At 70.5% G+C, this 18,536-nt stretch carries 13 protein-coding genes; 6 read left to right on the top strand and 7 right to left on the bottom strand.

The window, feature by feature from the left end:
- Positions 1-39: 39 nt before the first annotated feature.
- Genes FM112_RS03450 through mtrA form a run of 3 tightly spaced genes read right to left on the bottom strand, consistent with a single transcriptional unit; the run spans position 40 to position 4,424 of the window.
- The gene (locus tag FM112_RS03450) at positions 40-1,737 is read right to left on the bottom strand and encodes a GerMN domain-containing protein (protein ID WP_087003536.1); all 1,698 of its coding nucleotides are present in this window, start codon (positions 1,735-1,737) and stop codon (positions 40-42) included.
- Entirely contained in the window at positions 1,734-3,737 is a 2,004-nt protein-coding gene (gene mtrB, locus FM112_RS03445; protein ID WP_087003535.1) for an MtrAB system histidine kinase MtrB, read from the bottom strand. Before mtrB ends, FM112_RS03450 begins: the two co-directional genes overlap by 4 nt.
- 3 nt (positions 3,738-3,740) lie before the next feature.
- On the bottom strand, positions 3,741-4,424 hold the full coding sequence (gene mtrA / locus FM112_RS03440) for an MtrAB system response regulator MtrA (RefSeq protein WP_087003533.1): 684 nt from the start codon (positions 4,422-4,424) through the stop codon (positions 3,741-3,743).
- A gap of 151 nt (positions 4,425-4,575) precedes the next feature.
- On the opposite strand from mtrA, the gene FM112_RS17070 reads away from it, so the two are divergent.
- The 5 genes from FM112_RS17070 to FM112_RS03415 are packed head-to-tail and all read left to right on the top strand — an operon-like array spanning position 4,576 to position 10,654.
- On the top strand, positions 4,576-6,405 hold the full coding sequence (locus FM112_RS17070) for a hypothetical protein (RefSeq protein ID WP_087003531.1): 1,830 nt from the start codon (positions 4,576-4,578) through the stop codon (positions 6,403-6,405).
- Positions 6,402-7,073, top strand: coding sequence for a DUF4129 domain-containing protein (locus tag FM112_RS03430; protein WP_087003529.1), 672 nt, complete (start codon positions 6,402-6,404; stop codon positions 7,071-7,073). The genes FM112_RS17070 and FM112_RS03430 overlap by 4 nt, the downstream gene beginning before the upstream one ends.
- Positions 7,070-8,401, top strand: coding sequence for a DUF4350 domain-containing protein (locus FM112_RS03425; protein ID WP_140400556.1), 1,332 nt, complete (start codon positions 7,070-7,072; stop codon positions 8,399-8,401). The genes FM112_RS03430 and FM112_RS03425 overlap by 4 nt, the downstream gene beginning before the upstream one ends.
- Positions 8,391-9,344 (top strand): MoxR family ATPase, encoded by a 954-nt coding sequence (locus FM112_RS03420; protein ID WP_087003525.1) that lies wholly within the window; start codon positions 8,391-8,393, stop codon positions 9,342-9,344. Before FM112_RS03425 ends, FM112_RS03420 begins: the two co-directional genes overlap by 11 nt.
- Before the next feature lie 2 nt (positions 9,345-9,346).
- Entirely contained in the window at positions 9,347-10,654 is a 1,308-nt protein-coding gene (locus FM112_RS03415) for a DUF58 domain-containing protein (protein WP_087003523.1), read from the top strand.
- A gap of 496 nt (positions 10,655-11,150) precedes the next feature.
- Here FM112_RS03415 and FM112_RS03410 read toward each other — a convergent pair whose 3' ends face one another.
- Positions 11,151-12,146 carry a stage II sporulation protein M gene (locus FM112_RS03410; RefSeq protein WP_087003520.1) on the bottom strand — a complete coding sequence of 332 codons (996 nt, stop codon included), beginning with the start codon at positions 12,144-12,146 and terminating at the stop codon, positions 11,151-11,153.
- Positions 12,147-12,162: 16 nt separating this feature from the next.
- Between FM112_RS03410 and FM112_RS03405 the strand changes: the two genes are divergently transcribed.
- Positions 12,163-13,032, top strand: a complete 870-nt coding sequence (locus tag FM112_RS03405) for an RDD family protein (protein ID WP_087003517.1) — start codon at positions 12,163-12,165, stop codon at positions 13,030-13,032.
- A 60-nt stretch (positions 13,033-13,092) separates the two neighbouring features.
- Here the strand turns inward: FM112_RS03405 and FM112_RS03400 are convergent, their stop codons facing one another.
- The 3 genes from FM112_RS03400 to FM112_RS03390 all read right to left on the bottom strand — a co-directional run bounded on the left by FM112_RS03400 (position 13,093) and on the right by FM112_RS03390 (position 18,241).
- Positions 13,093-13,935, bottom strand: coding sequence for a lytic transglycosylase domain-containing protein (locus tag FM112_RS03400; protein WP_254910355.1), 843 nt, complete (start codon positions 13,933-13,935; stop codon positions 13,093-13,095).
- Positions 13,932-14,999 (bottom strand): choice-of-anchor M domain-containing protein, encoded by a 1,068-nt coding sequence (locus FM112_RS03395; RefSeq protein ID WP_087003514.1) that lies wholly within the window; start codon positions 14,997-14,999, stop codon positions 13,932-13,934. Before FM112_RS03395 ends, FM112_RS03400 begins: the two co-directional genes overlap by 4 nt.
- Positions 15,000-15,142: 143 nt before the next feature.
- On the bottom strand, positions 15,143-18,241 hold the full coding sequence (locus tag FM112_RS03390; RefSeq protein ID WP_254910357.1) for a TIGR03773 family transporter-associated surface protein: 3,099 nt from the start codon (positions 18,239-18,241) through the stop codon (positions 15,143-15,145).
- Positions 18,242-18,536: the final 295 nt, after the last annotated feature.

Raw genomic sequence — 18,536 nt, 5'->3', positions numbered from 1 at the left:
GGCGCCGGAGCCCGGCGGGGCGCTCTCCACAGGCCGCCGCTACACCTGCGCGTAGAGGAACGTGATCGTGGTGCTCGCCGCCTGCCAGCGGGAGGTCCGGGGCGCGTAGAGCGTGCCCTGCCGATCGACCACGCGCATGCCCTGGAGCGTATTCGAGCCGGCGACCTGCATCGCGTTCGGGATCGACCCGAACATCGTGAACTCGCCGCCGAGGCGGTAGAGCTGCACCTCGGTCGTGCCCTCGCCGCCGTCCACGAGCATGGCGACCGAGCCGCCGTCCACCCACGCGACGTCGCTGGCCTGATCCCCCGAGACGCCCAGCACCAGCGGGTCGCCGAGGGTGATCGGCATGCCGGTCTCATCGCGGATGATCGGCGAGACCGCCAGCTCCACCCCCTCGTCCGTGTCGTAGAGGAACGCGATCTTCGTGCCGTCCCGCGAGACCTGGTGCGAGATGAAGTCGTCCGACACCTCGTCCGGCAGCCGGATCTCGAGCGTCTGGTACTCGCCGATGCGCGTGATGTAGAGACCGGTCTGCGTGGTCGACTGCGTCCACACCCAGTCCCAGTTGTCGAGCGCCGGCTCGACCTGACCGCCGCGCGCGTCGATGAAGGTGGCCGACTCGTCCTCGAAGCTCATGCCGTAGGTGCCCTCGGAGGTGAGCAGCGCGATCGTGCCGCGCGAGGCCGACACCGCGCCGCGGATGGGGTTGAGCCGCTCGACCTCCGCGACGGCGTTCTCCGAGCCGACGGGCGGCTCGAGCGTGCCGCCGCTCAGGTACCCGAGCGTGCCGTCCTGCTGCACGAGCGGCGAGGGGTTCACGTCCGCGGTGCGGATGACCTCGTCGGAGGCGGGGAGCGCCACGTCGAGCTTGGCGCCGTTCACCTGCATCTCGACCGAGGCGACCCCGTCGAGCTGCGTCAGCGACTCCTCCAGCTGCAGGCGCATGAGCGAGAGCGCGCCGGGCGAGGCGTTCGAGATCGAGTCGGAGAAGTTCACCACGGCGGTCTGCCCGTTGATGCGCACCGCATCGACGAGCTCGACATTGGCGGGGAAGGCGGAGGTAACGGATTCGCCCGGCAGCATCCACTCCGCCGGGCCGGCGATGAGCTCCTCGACCATCCGGGTCGCGGCGCGGCTGTCGTCGAGGAACCAGCGCAGGTCCGAGGCCGTGAACTGCTGCGCGCCGTCGAAGAACGTGAGCGGCCGCGCGCCGTAGAGATCGGTGAAGGCCTGGCGGATGAGCACGATGCCGTCGGGTGCCTCGGCGATGCGCCACTCCCCGCCGACCATCTCGAGGCGGAACTCGAGGGTCTTCGTGGAGGAGGTCGGCGACTCCTGGTAGAAGCCGTGCTCGTCGAGGGTGCCGTTGATCGGCACCGAGACGACGACCTCGGTGTCCGACTCGGCCCGGCTGGAGACCTGCCCGTCGCTCATCAGGAGGACGCCTGCCTCGGGCCGCCAGCTCTCGGCGGCCTCGTCGGTGAGGAACTCGCGGGCGGTCGCGAAGTCGTTCTGCGCGCCCGTGCCGGCGTCGATGAAGCCCAGCACGATCTCCTCCTGCGTCGCGCCGGAGAAGGGGCCGTCGGGGTAGTAGCGGACGCTCTGCGCCTCACCCGCCTCCTGCGGCTCGCCCTGCTCCACCGAGCCCGAGAGCGGGATCTGGGCGCAGGCGGCCAGTACCGTCACGAGCGCCGCGGCGAGCACGGAGGCGCACGCGCGCCGGAATCGGGTCATCGCTCGTCTCCCTTCTCATCGCGGTCCTCGCCGGCGTCGCCGGGGCGGTCGTCCTCGGGTACCCGGCCTTCGTCCTCGGGTGCCCGGCCGTCGTCCTCCGGCGCGCGGCGCGCCTCGTCCTCGGGCGGTCTCGGAACCCGCGAGGCGGCTCCCGGTCCGGCCGCGAGGAGCTCCTCGTCGCTGAACCGCTGGATCTCGTCGGTCGAGAACCAGGGCAGGTCCAGCGGCTGGGTCTCGAGGCTGGGCTCGGCCGCGGCGGCCGAGCGCCGGTCGCCGCGGTCGACGATATACGTGTCCGCTCCGGCGTCCTCGGGAATGAGCGGCAGGGGCGACGAGACGATCGGCGAATCCACCTCGCGCGGGATCGTGAGTCGGAAGTTCGTGCCGAGCGAGGGCGCCGACCAGACCTCGAGACGACCGTTGTGCAGCTGCGCGTCCTCCTGCGAGATGGCGAGGCCGAGGCCCGAGCCGCCCATCGTCCGCTTCCGCGAGGGGTCGGCGCGCCAGAATCGGTCGAAGACCTGGGTCTGCTGATCCTCGGTCATGCCGATGCCGTAGTCCCGCACCGCGATGGCCACCGCGGTGGCGTTCGCATCCACCGTGACCACGACCGGCTTGCCCTCGCTGTGCTCGATCGCGTTCGCGACGAGGTTGCGGACGATGCGCGTGATGCGCCGCTCGTCGAACTCCGCGTCGATGTGCTCCGCGGCCGCGCGCACCACGAGCGCGACGCCCTGATCGGTGGCGGCCTGGGTCATGCTCCCCACCACGTCCTCGACGAGGTGCACCGCCTCATCGGGCTTGCGCAGCAGCTGCACCGCGCCCGCGTCGTAGCGCGAGATCTCGAGCAGGTCCGCGAGGAGCAGCTCGAAGCGCTCGATCTGGTCGTGCAGCAGCTCGGTGGAGCGCGAGACCGTGGGGTCGAGCTCGTCCTTGCGGGCGTACACGATGCCCGCCGCGAGCCGGATGGTGGTGAGCGGCGTGCGCAGCTCGTGCGACACGTCCGAGACGAACCGCTGCTGCACCTTCGAGAGGTTCTCGAGCTGCTCGATCTGCCGCTGCAGGTTGTCGGCCATGTCGTTGAATGAGCGCGCCAGCGTGCCGATGTCGTCCTCGCCGCGCTCGGGGATGCGCTCCTCGAGCCGGCCGGCGGCGAGCTTCCGCGAGGTGGTCGCCGCGATGCGGATCGGGCGGATGACCGCGCGCATGATCCCGCCCACGATCGTGCCGACCATGAGCACGAGGATGACCATGGAGATCGCGAGCGTGCGCTGCACGAAGTCCAGGGTGTCCTGCGAAGGCTGCATCGAGTAGACGAAGTACAGCTCGTAGAGGCCCACGGTGGGGACGTTGACGGTCGACCCGACCACGAGGCCGGGGACCGAGTGCCCGGCCTCGTCCCGCAGCGTGACGGACTGCGAGAACTGCGTGCCGGGCTCGTCCCGAACGCTCGTGCGCATCTCCTGGCTGACGAGGTCGCGCGGAACCTCCTGCGAGGCGACGTCCTGCATCGGCGCGCGCTCGTTCGTCTCCGAGGCGAGGTAGAACGCCCAGCCCTCCGAGTTGGGCGCCTGCGCCACCGCGGCGTCGAGCGCCTGCTGGCGCAGCGCCGTGAGCGCGAGCTCCTCGGTCTCGGTGCCCTGATCGAAGTTGAGCTGCGCGGCGGCCACGGCGTGCGCCGCCTCCTGCATGACCTGGTTCGTGCGGCTCGTGTTGAGGTCGCGCGCGATGCTGTTGCCCATCACGAGCGCGACGACGACCACCGTGGTGGTGGTGAGCACCACGGCGATGAGCGTGGTGCGGAACGGGAGCGAGGTGCGCCAGAGGAAGCGGACGTTGCCTGCGAAGCCCCTCGGCCGCCACCAGCGGTGCGGCGGGTCGACCGAGCGGTCGAGGTCGTCGACGTGCTTGCCGAGCCCCGTAGACAGGGTGATGGATTCGACCTCGCCGCCCTGCTCCGCGCGGGCGCCGCGGAGCCGTCGCAGCCAGGAGGGGGCCATGCGCTACGCGGGCGTGTGCCCGGCGCGGTAGCCCACGCCGCGCACGGTCGTGACGATCTTCGGCTGGTCCGGGCCGGCCTCGACCTTCGAGCGCAGCCGCTGCACGTGCACGTTCACCAGCCGGGTGTCGGCCTTGTACTGGTAGCCCCACACCTTCTCGAGCAGCTCCTCCCGACTGAACACCTTGTTCGGCTCGGAGGCGAGGGTGAGCAGCAGGTCGAACTCGAGGGGGGTGAGGCCGATCGGCTCGTCGTCGCGCAGCACCTCGTGCGCCGACACGTTGATCGTGAGATCGCCGATGCGGATGGACTCCGAGTTCTCGCGCGGGGTCGAGCGCAGGCGGGTCTTGATGCGCGCGATGAGCTCCTGCGGGTTGAAGGGCTTGACGATGTAGTCGTCCGCGCCGGCCTCGAGCCCGCGCACCACGTCGGTGGTGTCGGACTTCGCGGTCAGCATGATGATCGGCACGCCCGAGGCCTCGCGCACGCGGGTGCAGATCTCGATGCCGTCCATCCCGGGGAGCATGACGTCCAGCAGCAGGAGGTCCGGGTCGACCTCGTGGAACCGGTCGACCGCCTTGCCGCCGTCGGCGCAGAACTCCGGCACGTACCCCTCCGCGCCCAGGACGATGCCGATCATCTCGGCGAGCGCGGTGTCATCATCGACTACCAGGATCTTCTCGGCCAAGTCCGCACCTCCGCATTCGTGATCGTGCCGCGCCGTACCCGGGCACACCTGCATCAAGCGTACCCTGTCGCGGGCCCGCGACAGGCGCACGACGGCGCCGTGCCGCGCTCCCCCGAGGCCCCTTGTCGGAGGCGTGTGGGACGATACCGCCGTGACGAATCAGCAGCCTCCATACCCCGACCCGAACGCAGGCGCTCAGCAGCCGCCGTTCCAAGGCGGCGCTGCGTCCTGGAACTACGATCAGCCGGGTGCGCAGCAGCCGTCCTTCGGCAACGGCTGGGCTCCGGCACCCAAGGCCGGGCTCATCCCGCTCCGCCCGCTCTCGTTCGGCGAGATCTTCGGCTCGACCTTCCGGCTGCTGCGCGCCAACGCGGGCGTCTCGATCGGCGCCTCGCTCATCGTGCAGGGCGTCGTCTCGCTCGTCGCGGCGGCCATCCCCACCGCGGTGTTCATCTGGGCGGCCAACCGCGCGACGATGTCCACCGGTTCCGAGGCCCAGACCCTCTGGAACGCCGTCCCCGGCTACATGGCGCTCTCGGTCATCCCCGCCCTGCTGCTCACGATCCTCTCGACGGCGATGCTGCAGGTGATCATCGTCCAGGTCGTCTCGACGAGCATCCTGGGGCGGCGGATCGGCTTCGGCGAGGCCATCCGCGGGGCCTGGAAGCGGTTCTGGCCGATCGTCGGCTACTTCGGCATCGTCATCGTCGCGATGGCGATCGTCATCGCCCTGTTCGCGCTCCTCATCTTCGCCATGGTCACGATGTTCGCGCGCGGCAACGACGGCGGCGGGTTCTCGATGGTCATCCTCGGGTTCTTCGGCTTCCTCGCCTTCGCCTTCTGCAGCATCTGGCTGTCGGTGAAGTTCGCGTTCACGGTCCCGTCGATCGTGCTCGAGCGGATGGGGCCGATCGCCGGCGTCAAGCGCTCGTGGACGCTCTCGCGCGGCTACTTCTGGCGGACGCTCGGCGTCATCCTCCTGCTCCAGCTCATCCTCTCGGTGGCCTCGCAGATGGTCACCGGCGTCTTCAGCTTCATCATGAGCATGCTGGGGGCCTTCGTGACGCCCTTCGGCACCGTCGCCGAGGGGCAGGAGGGCACGGTCGCCGTAATCGCCGTCGTGATGTCGATCCTGATCGTGCTGCTCGCGACCCTGGTCTCCGCCATCTCCTCGGTGCTGCTCACCGGCAACGCCGCGATCATGTACACGGACCTGCGGATGCGCAAGGAGGGGCTGAACATCCACCTGAACGCGGCCACCGAGCAGTACGCGCAGGGGCGGGAGCCCGAGGAGGACCCCTGGACCGCGGCCGATCTGGGACCGCTGCCGGAGCCGACGCCCGGCCCGTACGCGGCACCCGGATACGCGCCCGCCGGCTACCCGGGCGGCGCGCCGGGCTACGGCCCCGGATCCCCCGGGTACGGCCCCGCCGCTCCGGGATACGGCCCCGCCGCACCAGGCGCCCCCGGCTCTGCGCCCGCAGGACCCGGTGCGTACGCGCCCGGCGGCCCGACCGCCGAGGGCTACGGCGCGGCGCCCGCCGCTTCCGGCTGGAACGGACCGCCGGCCGCCGGCGGCTACGTGCCACCGACTCCGGACGCCGATGTGACGAGGGACGTGACCCCCGCCCCCGGCGCCGTTCCGCCGTCGTCCGGCTACGTCCCGCCCGCCCCGGGCGAGGACGTCACGGGCGATGCCGCCGCATCGGCCTATCCCGCGTCCGCTGCGGGCGACGACGCGTCGGCCTCGCCGACGCCGAGCGCCGCGCAGCCCGGCCCGACGGCGCCGGAGTCCTCCGACGCGGAGGGCCCCGACCGCGTCTCCGAGCAGTTCGGCGCGTCGAGCCCGCGCTCGTGGGCGGAGGGCGCGGACGCCTGGCGGCCCGACCTCGGCCCGATCGAGCCCATCTCGCCCTACGCGCCCGACCGGGGCGATGCGGACGACGCGTCCGAGCGGAAGGACGAGCCCCGCGACCGATGACGTTCCCGCCCGCGCTACTCCACGCTCCGCCGCTCGAGCCCGATGAGGATACGGGCCGCGAGTGGCTGCTCGAAGAGCTCTCGAAGCAGGAGTACCAGGCCGCCAAACCGAATCCCTTCGACGAGTTCATGAACCGGCTCTGGGACTGGCTCGCCTCGCTGTTCACGGTCGACCCCGACAGCCCGTTCGGCATCAATCCGGCGTGGATCTTCATCCTGATCGGCATCATCCTCGTCGTCATCCTGTTCGCGGTCTTCGGCCGCCCCCGCGCCATCGCAAGACGGCGGAGCGAGAGCGGCGCGGTCTTCCTCGACGGCGACGAGCGCTCGGCGCAGGAGCTCCGCGCGGCCGCCGAGCGAGCCGCCGCGAACGGCGACTGGTCGCTCGCGACGACCGAGCGCTTCCGCGCCATCAGCCGCGCGCTGTCCGACCGCACGCTCATCGCGCTGCGGCCGGGTACGACCGCCCAGGGCGTGGCCAAGGGCGCCGCGAAGCCGTTCCCCGACGAGCACCGCGCCCTCGTCGGCGCGGCGAACGCCTTCGACCGGGTGCGCTATCTCGAGCAGCGCGTCGACGAGAGCGCGTACGCGCACGTCCGCGAGCTCGACGAGCGCCTCGAGCGCACGGCGCCGGCCTCGCCGGCCGCGGCGGGGAGGGCGGCCCGATGACGATGCTCTCCGATGCCCGCAGCCCCGCCCCCGCGGATGCGCAGGGCGAGCGGCCCGCCGCGGCCGAGTCGCTCACCCCCGACGCCCGTCAGTGGTGGCGCCGCGCGCGCACCTGGGTCTGGGTATTCGTCATCCTCCTGCTCGTCGGGGCGCTCGCCATCGCGACCGGCGGCGGCATGAACGCCGCGTCGAACCGCCCCTACGACCCGGCCTCCCCCGCGCCCTCCGGCACGAAGGGGCTCGTCCAGACCCTCGACTCGCACGGCGTGGACGTGACGCACGCAGAGACCGAGGCGGACCTCGCCGACACCCTCGACGTGGGCGGCCCGACCACCCTGCTGGTCGAGGACCCCTACGGCGCGCTCGACCAGCAGGGCTGGGCCGAGCTCCGCGAGCTCGACGTGGACCGGCTCATCGTCTTCTCGAACTCCTTCGCCTCCAACGGCGCCCTCGAGGGGATCGCGGAGTCGGCCGGCTCCTACCGGCCCCGCACGGACGGGAACGGCGAGCTCGTCGACGAGAACATGCCCGAGACGCTCGAGGCCGGCGCCTGCGAGGCCCCGCTCGCGCAGAACGCACCGGCGGTCACGAACCTCGGCGGGCAGTCCTACCGGCCGCTCGACGGGGCCTCGGGCTGCTACGGAATCCACGACGGCGCCGCCATCGTGCGCGGCGAGGCAGACGGCATGGAGGTCATCGCCGTCGGCGCGATGCCCAACTTCGCCAACGAGACCATCACGCTCGACGCCAACGCCGCCATGGCGATCGATCTGCTCGGCGCCCACGAGCGGCTGGTCTGGTACACCGCCGACCCGGCCGTCGCCGAGGACCTCGGCCCCGGCCTGGGCGCCTACATCCCCCAGTGGCTCCTGCCCGCGACGCTCCTCATCGGCGTCGCGGCGCTCGCCGCGCTGCTGTGGCAGGGACGACGCTTCGGACCGCTCGTCACCGAGCGGCTCCCCGTCACGGTGCCCGCCAACGAGACCCTCGAGGGCCGCGCGCGGCTCTACGACGCCGGCGACTCGCGCCTGCGCGCGATCGACTCGATCCGCGTGGGCGCTGTCTCGAGGCTCGCCGACCTCTGCGGCCTCGGGCCGAACGCGGCCATCGCGGAGGTGATCGCCGCGACCGCGGGCCTGGCGGGGGTGCCTCCCGCGCACGCGCATCGCGTCCTCGTCGGCGCCGAGCCGGCGGACGACGGCGAGCTCGTGGAGCTCGCCAACGCGTGCGCCGAGCTCGAACGCCGAGTCCGCACGGTCACGGGCCGTGCGAAACCCGCTTCCGACCGTTCCACCAACCCACGACAAGGAGACGAGCATGTCGAATGAGATCCGGGCCCGCCTCGGCCAGGTGCGCGCAGAGGTCGCCAAGTCGGTGGTCGGGCAGGACGAGGCCGTCGAAGGCCTCGTCATCGCCCTGCTCTCGGGCGGCCACGTGCTGCTCGAAGGCGTCCCCGGCACCGCGAAGACCCTGCTCGTACGAACGCTGAGCCAGGTGCTGGCGCTCGATACGAAGCGGGTGCAGTTCACCCCGGACATGATGCCGGGCGACGTCACCGGCTCGCTCGTCTACAACAACAAGATCGGCGAGTTCGAGTTCCGCGAGGGGCCCGTGTTCACGAACCTGCTGCTCGCCGACGAGATCAACCGCACGCCGCCGAAGACGCAGTCCTCGCTGCTCGAGGCGATGGAGGAGCGGCAGGTCTCGGCCGACGGCGTGACGCGGGCGCTGCCGGACCCCTTCATGGTCGCCGCCACGATGAACCCCATCGAGTACGAGGGCACCTACACGCTGCCCGAGGCGCAGCTCGACCGGTTCCTGCTCAAGATCGTCCTCGACCTGCCTCCCCGGGATGCCGAGATCGAGGTGCTGCGCAGGCACGCGGGCGGATTCAACCCGCGCGACCTGCAGTCGGCGGGGGTGCAGCGCGTGCTCGGCGAGGCCGAGCTCAAGGAGGCGCAGAAGGAGGCGCGGGCCACGCGGGTGAGCAACGACATCCTCGCGTACCTCATCGACCTCGCCCGAGCCACCCGGCAGTCGCCTTCGGTGCGGATGGGCGTCTCGCCCCGCGGTGCCACCGCGCTGCTCAACGCGGCCAAGGCGAGCGCCTACCTCTACGGCTACGACGCGGTCACGCCCGACCACGTGCAGCGCATGGTGCTGCCCACCTGGCGGCACCGCCTCGCGCTCGAGCCCGAGGCGGAGATCGAGGGCGTCTCGAGCGACTCGATCCTGCGCTCCATCATGCAGCAGGTGCAGGTGCCCATCTAGCAATGGCCATCAGCGGAATCTACGTCGGATTGCTGCTGGTGGGGCTGCTGCCGATCGTCCTGTTCGGCACCGACCCCGCCGGCGCCTTCACGATGCTCGGCGTCGTCCTCGGCCTGTGGGCGCTGCTCGGCGCGCTCGACTGGTTCCTCGCCGCCGCGCCCCGCCGCACCGCGATCGAGCGCGATCTGCCGGAGCGGGCACGGCTCGGCGAGACCATCACCTCCACGGTGCTGCTCACGAACCTCGGCGGCCGCGGCATGAACGCGGTCGTGCGCGACGCGTGGGAGCCCTCCGCCGGCGCGCCCCGCCTGCGGCAGAAGGTGTCGATCCCCGCCGGGGAGCGCCGGGCCGTCAGCACGCCGCTCAAGCCCTGGCGCCGCGGCGATCGCCGCAGCGAGTTCGTCGTCATCCGCTCCTGGGGGCCGCTGCGGCTCGCGGCCCGGCAGGCCACCCTCAAGGCGCCCGGCCGGGTGCGGGTGCTGCCGCCGTTCAACTCCCGGCGCCATCTGCCCTCGCGCATCGCCAGGCTCCGCGAGCTCGACGGCCAGACGACCCTGCAGGTGCGCGGCCAGGGCACCGAGTTCGACTCGCTGCGCGACTACGTCCGCGGCGACGACGTGCGGTCGATCGACTGGCGGGCCACCGCCCGCAGGCAGGAGCTCGTGGTGCGCACCTGGCGCCCGGAGCGGGACCGCCGCGTCATCATCGTGATCGACACCGGCCGCACCGCCGCCGCCCGCATCGAGGACGAGACCCGCATCGACACGGCCATCGAGTCGGCGCTGCTGCTCTCGGCCCTCGCCACCCGGGCGGGCGACCGCGTGGATCTCATCGCCTACGATCAGCGCGTCCGCGCCCGTGTGCAGGGGTTCACCGGGTCCACGCTGCTGTCGCGCATCACGGATGCGATGGCCGATGTCGAGCCCGAGCTCCTCGAGATGGACTGGCAGTCGCTCCCCCGACTTGTGCGGGAGGTGACCACGCAGCGCTCGCTCGTGGTGCTGCTCACGACCGCCGACAACGTCGGGGCCGCGCGGGAGCTGCTGCAGACGCTGCCCTCGGTGACGCACGACCACCTCGTGATGGTGGCCTCGGTGACCGATCCGGACACCGCGAGGCTCACGGAGCAGCTGGGCGACCGCGACGAGGTGCTCCGGGCGGCAGCCGCCGAGCGCGCCCTCCTGGATGCGCAGCAGGTGCGCCGGGCGATGACCCGGCTCGGCGCCGACACCGTGACCGCCACGCCCTACGACCTCCCGCCGCGCGTGGCCGACCGCTACCTCGAGCTGAAGAAGGCCGGGCGGCTCTGATCCGGGCGCGCCCGCACCGGATGGGCCCGCGCCGGCGCCATCCACCCCAACCCGGGACAGCGCACTCACCCGCCGCCTCCCAGTTCCGGGCACATAGCCCCGCCACGCCGCATATGCGCACGGCCAGGCCATCCACCCCAACCCGGGACAGCGCACTCACCCGCCGCCCCGGGTTCGGGGCACATAGCGCCACCACGCCGCATACACGCCCGGCCAGGCCATCCACCCCAACCCGGGCCGACGCCCTCGCCCGAAGCACGCCGCCTCGCAGCATCCCGACACCTGCTTGGGACGCATAGCCGAGCCGACGCGCATACGTCCGCGCCGGCGCCATCCGCCCCGATGCCTGCGCAGTGGGACGTCACGATGCCTGCGGGGCGAGCTGACCGCCGATACCTACGAGGTGAACCGACCACCGAGGCCCACCGAGTGAGCCGACCGCCGAGGCCTGCGCAGGGGCAGCGTCCTCCGGAGGCCCGGCCGCACAGCCCCGGCGTCAGTCGGCGTGCACGCGGGTGTAGCCGGCCTCCGATTCGCGCAGGTCGCCGTCGTGGCCGGCGCGGTGCGCCCTGCGCCCGAGCACGAGCGCGTAGGTCAGATAGCTCGCGAGCGCGAGCGCCCCGATCCCGATCTTCACTGCCCAGGGCCAGTCCTGTCGGGTCACGAATCCTTCCACGAGTCCGGAGATGAAGAGGAAGATCGTGGTGCCGACCGCGACGATCACGAGCGTGCGCCCGGCCCGGCCGAGCGCCTCCATCCTCGTGCGCGGCCCCGGCACGATCAGCGACCAGAACACGGCGAAGCCGGTACCGGCCGCGACGAACACCATCGTCATCTCGAGCAGACCGTGCGGCGCGATCCAGAGGAAGAACGCGTCGAGGTGGCCGAAGGAGGCGAGCACCGCCGCCGACATGCCCAGCCCCACCGCGTTCTGGATGATCACGACGAGCGGCCAGAGCCCGGTGATGCCGAAGGCGATGCACTGCACCGCGATGAAGGCGTTGTTGGTGAAGACCCTGGCCGCGAACTCGGTCTCCGAGAACTCCGAGTAGTAGTTGATGAAGTCCTCTTCGGCGTACTGCTGCAGATTGGCCTGCGTGCCGTAGAACTGCAGGATCGCCGGATTCGACATGTGCCACAGGTACGAGAAGACGCCGATGCCGATCGTGAGCAGGGCGGCGATGAGCGTCCACCAGCGCACCCGGTAGAGCGCGGCGGGCAGCTGCTCGACGAAGAACTCCCGGAGCGAGAGCAGCGGATTGCGGCGCAGCCGGGTGAAGCGCATGCGCGCCTGCGAGAGGACGACCGACAGCATCGTGGTCTCGGAGGTCTCGCCGTAGGTGGTGCGCAGCGCCGAGAGATCGGTCGCGCCCTCCTGGTACCCGGCGATGAGCTCGTCGGACTGCGCACCGCTGAGCCGACGCGACCGCGACAGCTCGCGCACCCGCTGCCATTCGCCGTGGTGCGCTCTCGTGTACGCGTCGATATCCATGTGGTGCAATGATGGCATGAGCACCTCAACGACGGCGAGCAGCATCTCCTTCGACGAAGACGACATCGTCATCGGCGAGGGCGTCGCCCTGGGAGTCCCCTCGGCGGGCTTCCTCTCCCGTGCCGGCGGGGCGGCGATCGACCTGGCGGTCACGCTGCTGCTCTACATCCTGTCGCTGTTCGCGCTCGGCTGGCTGCTCACGAACTGGATGTACTTCACCGGCTCCACCATCTCCGAGGCGTGGCTGCCCGTGCTGCAGGTGTCCTGGACCGTGCTCTGGTTCATCTTCGTCCCCGTCACGGTCGAGACGCTCAGCCACGGCCGGTCGCTCGGCAAGCTGATCTTCGGCGTCCGCGTGGTGCGCGACGACGGCGGGGCCATCGGCTTCCGCCACGCCTTCGTGCGCGCCCTGCTCGGGCTCTTCGAGGTCTTCATCACCTTCGGCTCCGTCGCGATCCTCGTGGGGCTCCTCAACCCGCGGGCGAAGCGCTTCGGCGACATGCTCGCGGGCACCTACGCGCAGCTCGAGCGGGTGCGGCGGCCGGTGCCGCTCGACCTGCGACTGCCGCCCGTGCTGCAGGGATGGGCGGCGGTCGCGGACGTCTCGAAGCTCCCCGACCCGGTCGCGCGCCGGATGCACGACTTCTTCCTGCAGGCCGAGCGCCTGGACCCCCGGGCTCGGCAGCAGCTCGCGGGGGTGCTCGCCCGGCAGGCCCGCCCGCACGTGCATCCCATCCCGGACGTGGATGCGGAGACCTTCGTGCTCGGGGTCGCCGTGCTCCGCCGCGAGCGCGAGTACCAGGGCATCGAGCGCCGCAGGACCCGCGTCGAGCGCATCGCGCAGTCGACGCAGGCCCTCCCCCACGGGTTCCCCTACCGCGGCTGAGTGCGATGACGGACGGCACGCAGGACGGGGCCGCGGGGCGTCCGCTCGACGACGGCGCGACTACTGCGCGGCCGCATACTGGTTGGCGGCCTCGGCGACGCGGTTGTTGTACTCCACGGAGGAGTTGTAGGCCTCCACTGCGACGATCCAGTTCTCGGGCTGGGTGAGGTCGCCGCCGCTCGAGCACAGGTAGGCGGCTGCGCTGACGGCGGCGTCGTCGATGTTGTGCGGGTCGGCGACGCCGTCGCCGTTGCCGTCCATCCCGTGCTGCTGCCAGGTGGCGGGGATGAACTGCATGGGACCGACGGCGCGGTCCCACTCGCTGTCGCCGTCCAGCGCGCCGCCGTCGGTGTCGGGGATGGAATCGGTCGATGTCCCGTCGAGTGGGATGCCGATGATCTCCGGCGAGGCGATGCCGTCGTTGCCGATGCTGCCGCCGTCGATGCTGCCGTGCTCGCTCTCCACCAGGCCGATCGCGGCGAGCGTGTTCCAGCCGAGCCCGCAGGAGGGGAATTCGGCGGAGGCCCAGAGCGCGGCGCCGGCGTATGCGGCCATCGCGCGCTCGGGGATGCCGGTCTTGCTGGCGATCTGCGCGACCCAGGCCGGGTCCGCGAGTTCGTAGACGATGAGCTCGCCGTCGTCCTGGCCGAGTGCCGGCATGGTCGGGTCCGGGCTCTCGTCCTGGGGCGGGAGGTTCTCCTCCTCTGGGGCGACCCGTTCGGGCATCGCCTCGGCGGGCTGCAGCAGCGATTGCCCGAACAGGCCGAGCACGAGACAGCCGATGGCGAGTACGGCGCAGCCGATCGTGAGGGCCGGCAGCAGCCAGCCCTTGCGAGGCTTCCGGTCGGTCGCGTCTTGGGGTTCTTCGCCGTTTTCCATGGTCGGCGGGTCCAGCAGGGTCATCGCTGCGATCCTTCCTCGTCGTCCTCGGTGCTGCTCTCGGCAGCATCCGTTGCGGCTGCCGCCGCGCTCGCCCGTGAGGCCCGGACCTTCTGGCGGAGACGGCGACCCCGCGCGATCGAGACGATGAGGCCGACCACCAGGCCCACGGCCACGACGACGATGAGGATGACGAGCGTGAGCACGACGGGGTCGTCGAACCAGGAGGGCGCGGGCACGGCGTCCGGCTGCGGCTGCTGCCCGTCTTCGCCGTCCTGCTGCTGTTCCTGGCTCTCCGGCTCCTCGGGCGGGGCTTCGCCCTCCCAGGTGGCGGCGAAGGCGTTCTGCGGGTTGGTGGCGGTGCCGACGGCGAAGCGGAGGAGCTGGGTGTCGCTCACCGTGGTGCCGTCGGCGAGGTCGGCGGCCACCTCGAGTTGGACGAGGTAGACGCCGGGCTCGGTGAAGACCCAGTTGGCGTGGGTGTGGGTGTTGGTGTCGACCCAGATGGGCTGCGGTTCGGGGTTCTTGGAGTCCCAGAGCAGTTCGGGGCCGCCGAAGTTGCCTGCTTGCAGGTAGGCGGTCATGCTGCCGGGGCCCTGCACGCCGGTGAGGGTGAGGGTGACGCCGCGGTCGAGCCGCTGCATCACTTCGGGGTCCTGGGTGTTCCAGCCGAGCCAGACGACCTCTTCGTTCTGGGTTTGCGGCACGACCCACACGTCGGTGCCGGGGTCGACGCCGACGAAGTCGAAGGCGGGATCGTCCGGTGCGGGCAGGATCGCTTCGTCGCCGACGTGGAAGACGGTCTCCTCCGGGTAGCGCCAGACGCTGGTGGCGTTCGCGTCCGCTCTGGCGGCGTCGTCGTGGATGAGCAGCTGCCATTCGCCGTTCTCGTCGAACTTCGGCCCCATGTCGACGTGGCCGGCGTCGAGGACGTGCTGGCCGTGGACGATGCCGAGGTCGTCGAGCTGCTGGTCGAGGTCGGGGTCCGTGTCGGCGTATGCCGCGGCTGGTGCGCCGAACAGCGCTGCCGCGAGGGTGAGGGCGAGGCTGGCTCGGGCCCCGTGCCGTGGTCGGGTGGTGGAGGTCATGGTTGCGTGGTCTTTCAGGGTGCTGGTCGGGGAGTTCGGGTACTGGTCGCGGTGCGGGTGCGGGGCGGTGCCGCGCGGCCCGGTCGGGCGCCGGCGGCCTGCACGGGCGGTGGCGAGGTGATTCCCGCCACCGCCCGGCCGGTTCAGAGCGCCGGGATGCGTCCGCGTCGCCACCAGAGGAATCCGGATCCCGCTGCGCCGGTGGCGAGCAGGCCGCCGAGGACGCTGAGGAGCAGCGGCACCGGGTTGCCGGCGGCGAGTTCCTCGAAGGGGTTCCAGAGGCCGCCGCTGCCGTCGCCGGGCAGGTGGTCGCGGGCGGCGAGCGCCGCCTCGGCGGCGACCTGCTCTGCGGAGAGCATGGCGTCGGCCGCGGAGTCCTCGTCGCCGAGCAGCGCGGCGTTGGAGACCACTCCGCAGTTGGGGTCGTCGATCTTCCCGATGGCGGAGGAGGGGTCGACGTTGCCGACTGCGATGGTGAGCGTCTCGGTGTCGCTCGAGGTCTGCCCGTTGGCGAGGGTGACCGTCTGGGTCATCTTGATGCGGTAGATGCCCTCCGCGGAGAAGCTCCAGTTGGCGTGGGCGTGCACGCCCAGGTTCACCGCTTTGGAGCCGCCGTTGTTGAACACCATCTCCTCGACGCCGCCGAAGGGGCCATCGGTGTAGACCTGCACCGTGCCCGGACCGTCGATGCTGTTGATGGTCCACTGCACCGTTCCTCGGGCGTTGCCGCGGTTGAGGCCTTCGGTGGACCATCCGAGCCAGATGAGGTTCGGGTCCTGCGTCTGCGGCACCGACCACGTACCTCCGCTGTGCGCCGCCGGCTTGAGCCAGAGCACGGTGCTGGAGGGTTCTCGGTACACCTTGGTGCCGGTGGTGTCCTCGCCGAGCAGGGATTCGAGTTTGCCGTTCACGATTCGCGAGGCGTAGTCGATGTGCCCGGCGGAGAGCACGGTGGCGCCTTCGAGGCACTGCTGTGGTGCGACGTTCTGGGAGGCGGGCCGCCCGTCTGCCGTTTGCGCCCGTGGTCCCGAGGTGGCCGGTGGCGCGATGACGTTGATCGAGTCCCAGCCGATCAGGTTGCCGTCGCGGTCGGTGATCGAGAGCCGGTGCGCCCCGGGTTGGGCGTCGACCGGCAGGCGGATCTGGATGGCTCCGGATTCGCCGACGTAGGCCCAGCCCATGGGCTTGGTGCCGAGGTAGGCGTACACCCACTGGCCGACGTAGTCCTTGCCGACCTGCACGGTCACGAGCTGACCGGGGGTGAAGCCCTTGCCGGCGCCGACGACCTGCACCTCGCCGGCGTTCCCCTCGTCGAGGTCGACGGGAGGCGGGGGTGCTTTGTCCTCGCCGGGTTTGCCGGGCGGTTCCTTGAAGCACTGGTCGGGGTTGATCTCCTTGACCCTGACTTCGCCGACGGCGATTGCGGTGACGAAGGTGTCGCTGACGCGCTGCCCGTTGGTGAGGGTGGCGGAGCGCTCCCAGGCCATGCAGTAGGTGCCTTCGGCGGTGAACGTCCAGTTGGCGTGCGTGTGGGTGTTCTTGGGGATCTCGAAGCGGTCGGCGTCGGTGATGCCGTCCTTCGTGTTGAAGTACACCTGTTGCAGGCCGTTGGCGAACACCGCGACCTCGCCTGGTCCGGAGACGTCGTTGAGCTTCCAGTCGACGCCGCCCTGGGTGGCGTCGAGCGGCACGCGCTCGGTGGACCATCCGGGCCAGAGCAGGCCGTCCTGCGGGGTCTCGTTGACCTGCCAGACGATGTCGCCGACGTTCGCGATGAACTCCTGGTTCTTCGAGGTCACCCGGGTCGCGGCGTCCGGCAGCACTTGGAGCACGACGTCCTGAGTGTTCAGGTAGTCAGGAGTTCCGGTTCCTGTGGTGTCGTCCTTGATCTTCGTGTCGAGGCTGCTGCCGTTGAGCACGGAGGCGATGTCCACGTGGCCGTCGTTGATGATGCGGTCGCCCGAGTTGGTCTTCGAGGCGTTCGGCACGTCCCAGTCGTCCCGGGTGATGGGGGGACGGTTGCCGCCCCCACCGGGGTTGTCGCCGCCACCCGGATTGTCTCCGGGGTCCTCGCCGCCGGGGTTCTCATCGGGTTCATCGCCCTCGCCGCCCTGCGAGCACAGGGTGACCTGCGAGGGGTCGGTGTATCCGGGATCGCCGGGCAGCCCGCGGTTGACGACGTAGGTGAGGGTCTTGCTGACGCTCTGCTCCTTGCCGTCGATCACGGCCGTCCAGGTGACGGGCACGCAGTATTGGCCGTCGGCGGTGAATCGTTCGGTATAGCGCTCCGTCCAGCCCTTCCAGATCGAGGCCGAGGTGGTATCGGTGCCAGACTCCACTCGGGGTTTCCCTCCGATGAACACCATCTGGTAGGAGCCTGGGCCTTGGACCTCGCCGATGTCGACTCGAACATCGCTCGACAGGTGTTCTTCGATCATCCCGGTGATCAGATGGACCGACCCTCGGTTTCGATGCGGATTTGAGCTCGTGAACACCATGGATTCGGGGTCTCGCCAGACGGCCGGGTCGCCCGCCTTCTGCGTGCTCGAAGTCGCGATGGAGAGCTTGCCCTTGTCGAGGAAGAGCGCGGTCTGTTCGAGCGACGCGTCTGTGTCCGAGATCACCGGTTCCTGCGACATGGCGAGTTCGATGGGCTGGTCGGCGTCCACGACGGCCTCTGCCGAATCATCGCGCTCGCAGGGCAGCATTCCCTCGAGGTCGACGTCGCCGACCACGAAGGTCACCATGCCGGTCACGGAGTCCTCGGATCCGTCCGCCGTAGCGCCCCGCGCCTTCGCCTCGACGTTGATGCAGTACCGCCCGGGCTCGCTGAACATCCAGTTCATGTGGACATGGGTCTTCACCATCGGATACGAGTAGGCGTGGTCGTGTTCGGGATTACTCGAGTAATAAACGCCTTGCACCTTCGGCGGTGACTGGCTGCCAGCGCCGTTCTCCAATACGAAGTCGCCGGGGCCGTCCACCCCGAGAATTGAGAAGTCAATCGTCCCTTCAAAACCGTTTCCCCCCGTATTGAGCGTGTTGAGCCCAGGCCACACTGCCCAGTTGAACGCATTACCTCTCGCGTGGAACTGATAGTAGGTGTCGCCGGGGTCTCCCATCAGAGTGGTATCGATGAGGTCGTTCTGCACCACGGTCCGTTCCACGAACGGACCGTTACCGACGATGATGATGTCCTCAATACCCGTGTACTCGAGTTCGCCGCTGGTCTCATCTCCCACGTAGAGGGTCAGCTCGTCGTCGACCACACGGGTACCGATGTCGGTGTGTCCGTGACGGAGGTAGGTGACGTCTTCGAAAAGCCCCTCGTCCGGATCTTCCTGCGCCGGAAGCTCTTCGCTCGGCGCGCAGGCCTCCACAGTGTGGGGGTCGACACCGACAGCGAAGGTGTAGGTCTGCCAGGCTTCGCTGAACTCACCTCCCCGTGGCGTGGCTGTGGCACGCACGGTTACGCAGTATCTGGCTCTTCACGAACGAGGGTGTAGTCGAGGTCTGAAACCGCCGGCTTCGAGCAGA

This window comes from Gulosibacter sp. 10 (genome assembly GCF_900163695.1).
Lineage (GTDB): Bacteria > Actinomycetota > Actinomycetes > Actinomycetales > Microbacteriaceae > Gulosibacter.
The sequence above is the reverse complement of the archived record's forward strand: the minus strand, read 5'-3'. Positions and strand labels throughout refer to the sequence as shown.

Excerpts from the sequence above, each read along its gene's own strand:
- FM112_RS03450 (WP_087003536.1), bottom strand. The coding sequence starts at position 1,737 with ATGACCCGATTCCGGCGCGCGTGCGCCTCCGTGCTCGCCGCGGCGCTC.
- mtrB (WP_087003535.1), bottom strand. The coding sequence starts at position 3,737 with ATGGCCCCCTCCTGGCTGCGACGGCTCCGCGGCGCCCGCGCGGAGCAG.
- FM112_RS03430 (WP_087003529.1), top strand. The coding sequence starts at position 6,402 with ATGACGTTCCCGCCCGCGCTACTCCACGCTCCGCCGCTCGAGCCCGAT.
- FM112_RS03425 (WP_140400556.1), top strand. The coding sequence starts at position 7,070 with ATGACGATGCTCTCCGATGCCCGCAGCCCCGCCCCCGCGGATGCGCAG.
- FM112_RS03420 (WP_087003525.1), top strand. The coding sequence starts at position 8,391 with ATGTCGAATGAGATCCGGGCCCGCCTCGGCCAGGTGCGCGCAGAGGTC.
- FM112_RS03415 (WP_087003523.1), top strand. The coding sequence starts at position 9,347 with ATGGCCATCAGCGGAATCTACGTCGGATTGCTGCTGGTGGGGCTGCTG.
- FM112_RS03410 (WP_087003520.1), bottom strand. The coding sequence starts at position 12,146 with ATGGATATCGACGCGTACACGAGAGCGCACCACGGCGAATGGCAGCGG.
- FM112_RS03405 (WP_087003517.1), top strand. The coding sequence starts at position 12,163 with ATGAGCACCTCAACGACGGCGAGCAGCATCTCCTTCGACGAAGACGAC.
- FM112_RS03400 (WP_254910355.1), bottom strand. The coding sequence starts at position 13,935 with ATGACCCTGCTGGACCCGCCGACCATGGAAAACGGCGAAGAACCCCAA.
- FM112_RS03395 (WP_087003514.1), bottom strand. The coding sequence starts at position 14,999 with ATGACCTCCACCACCCGACCACGGCACGGGGCCCGAGCCAGCCTCGCC.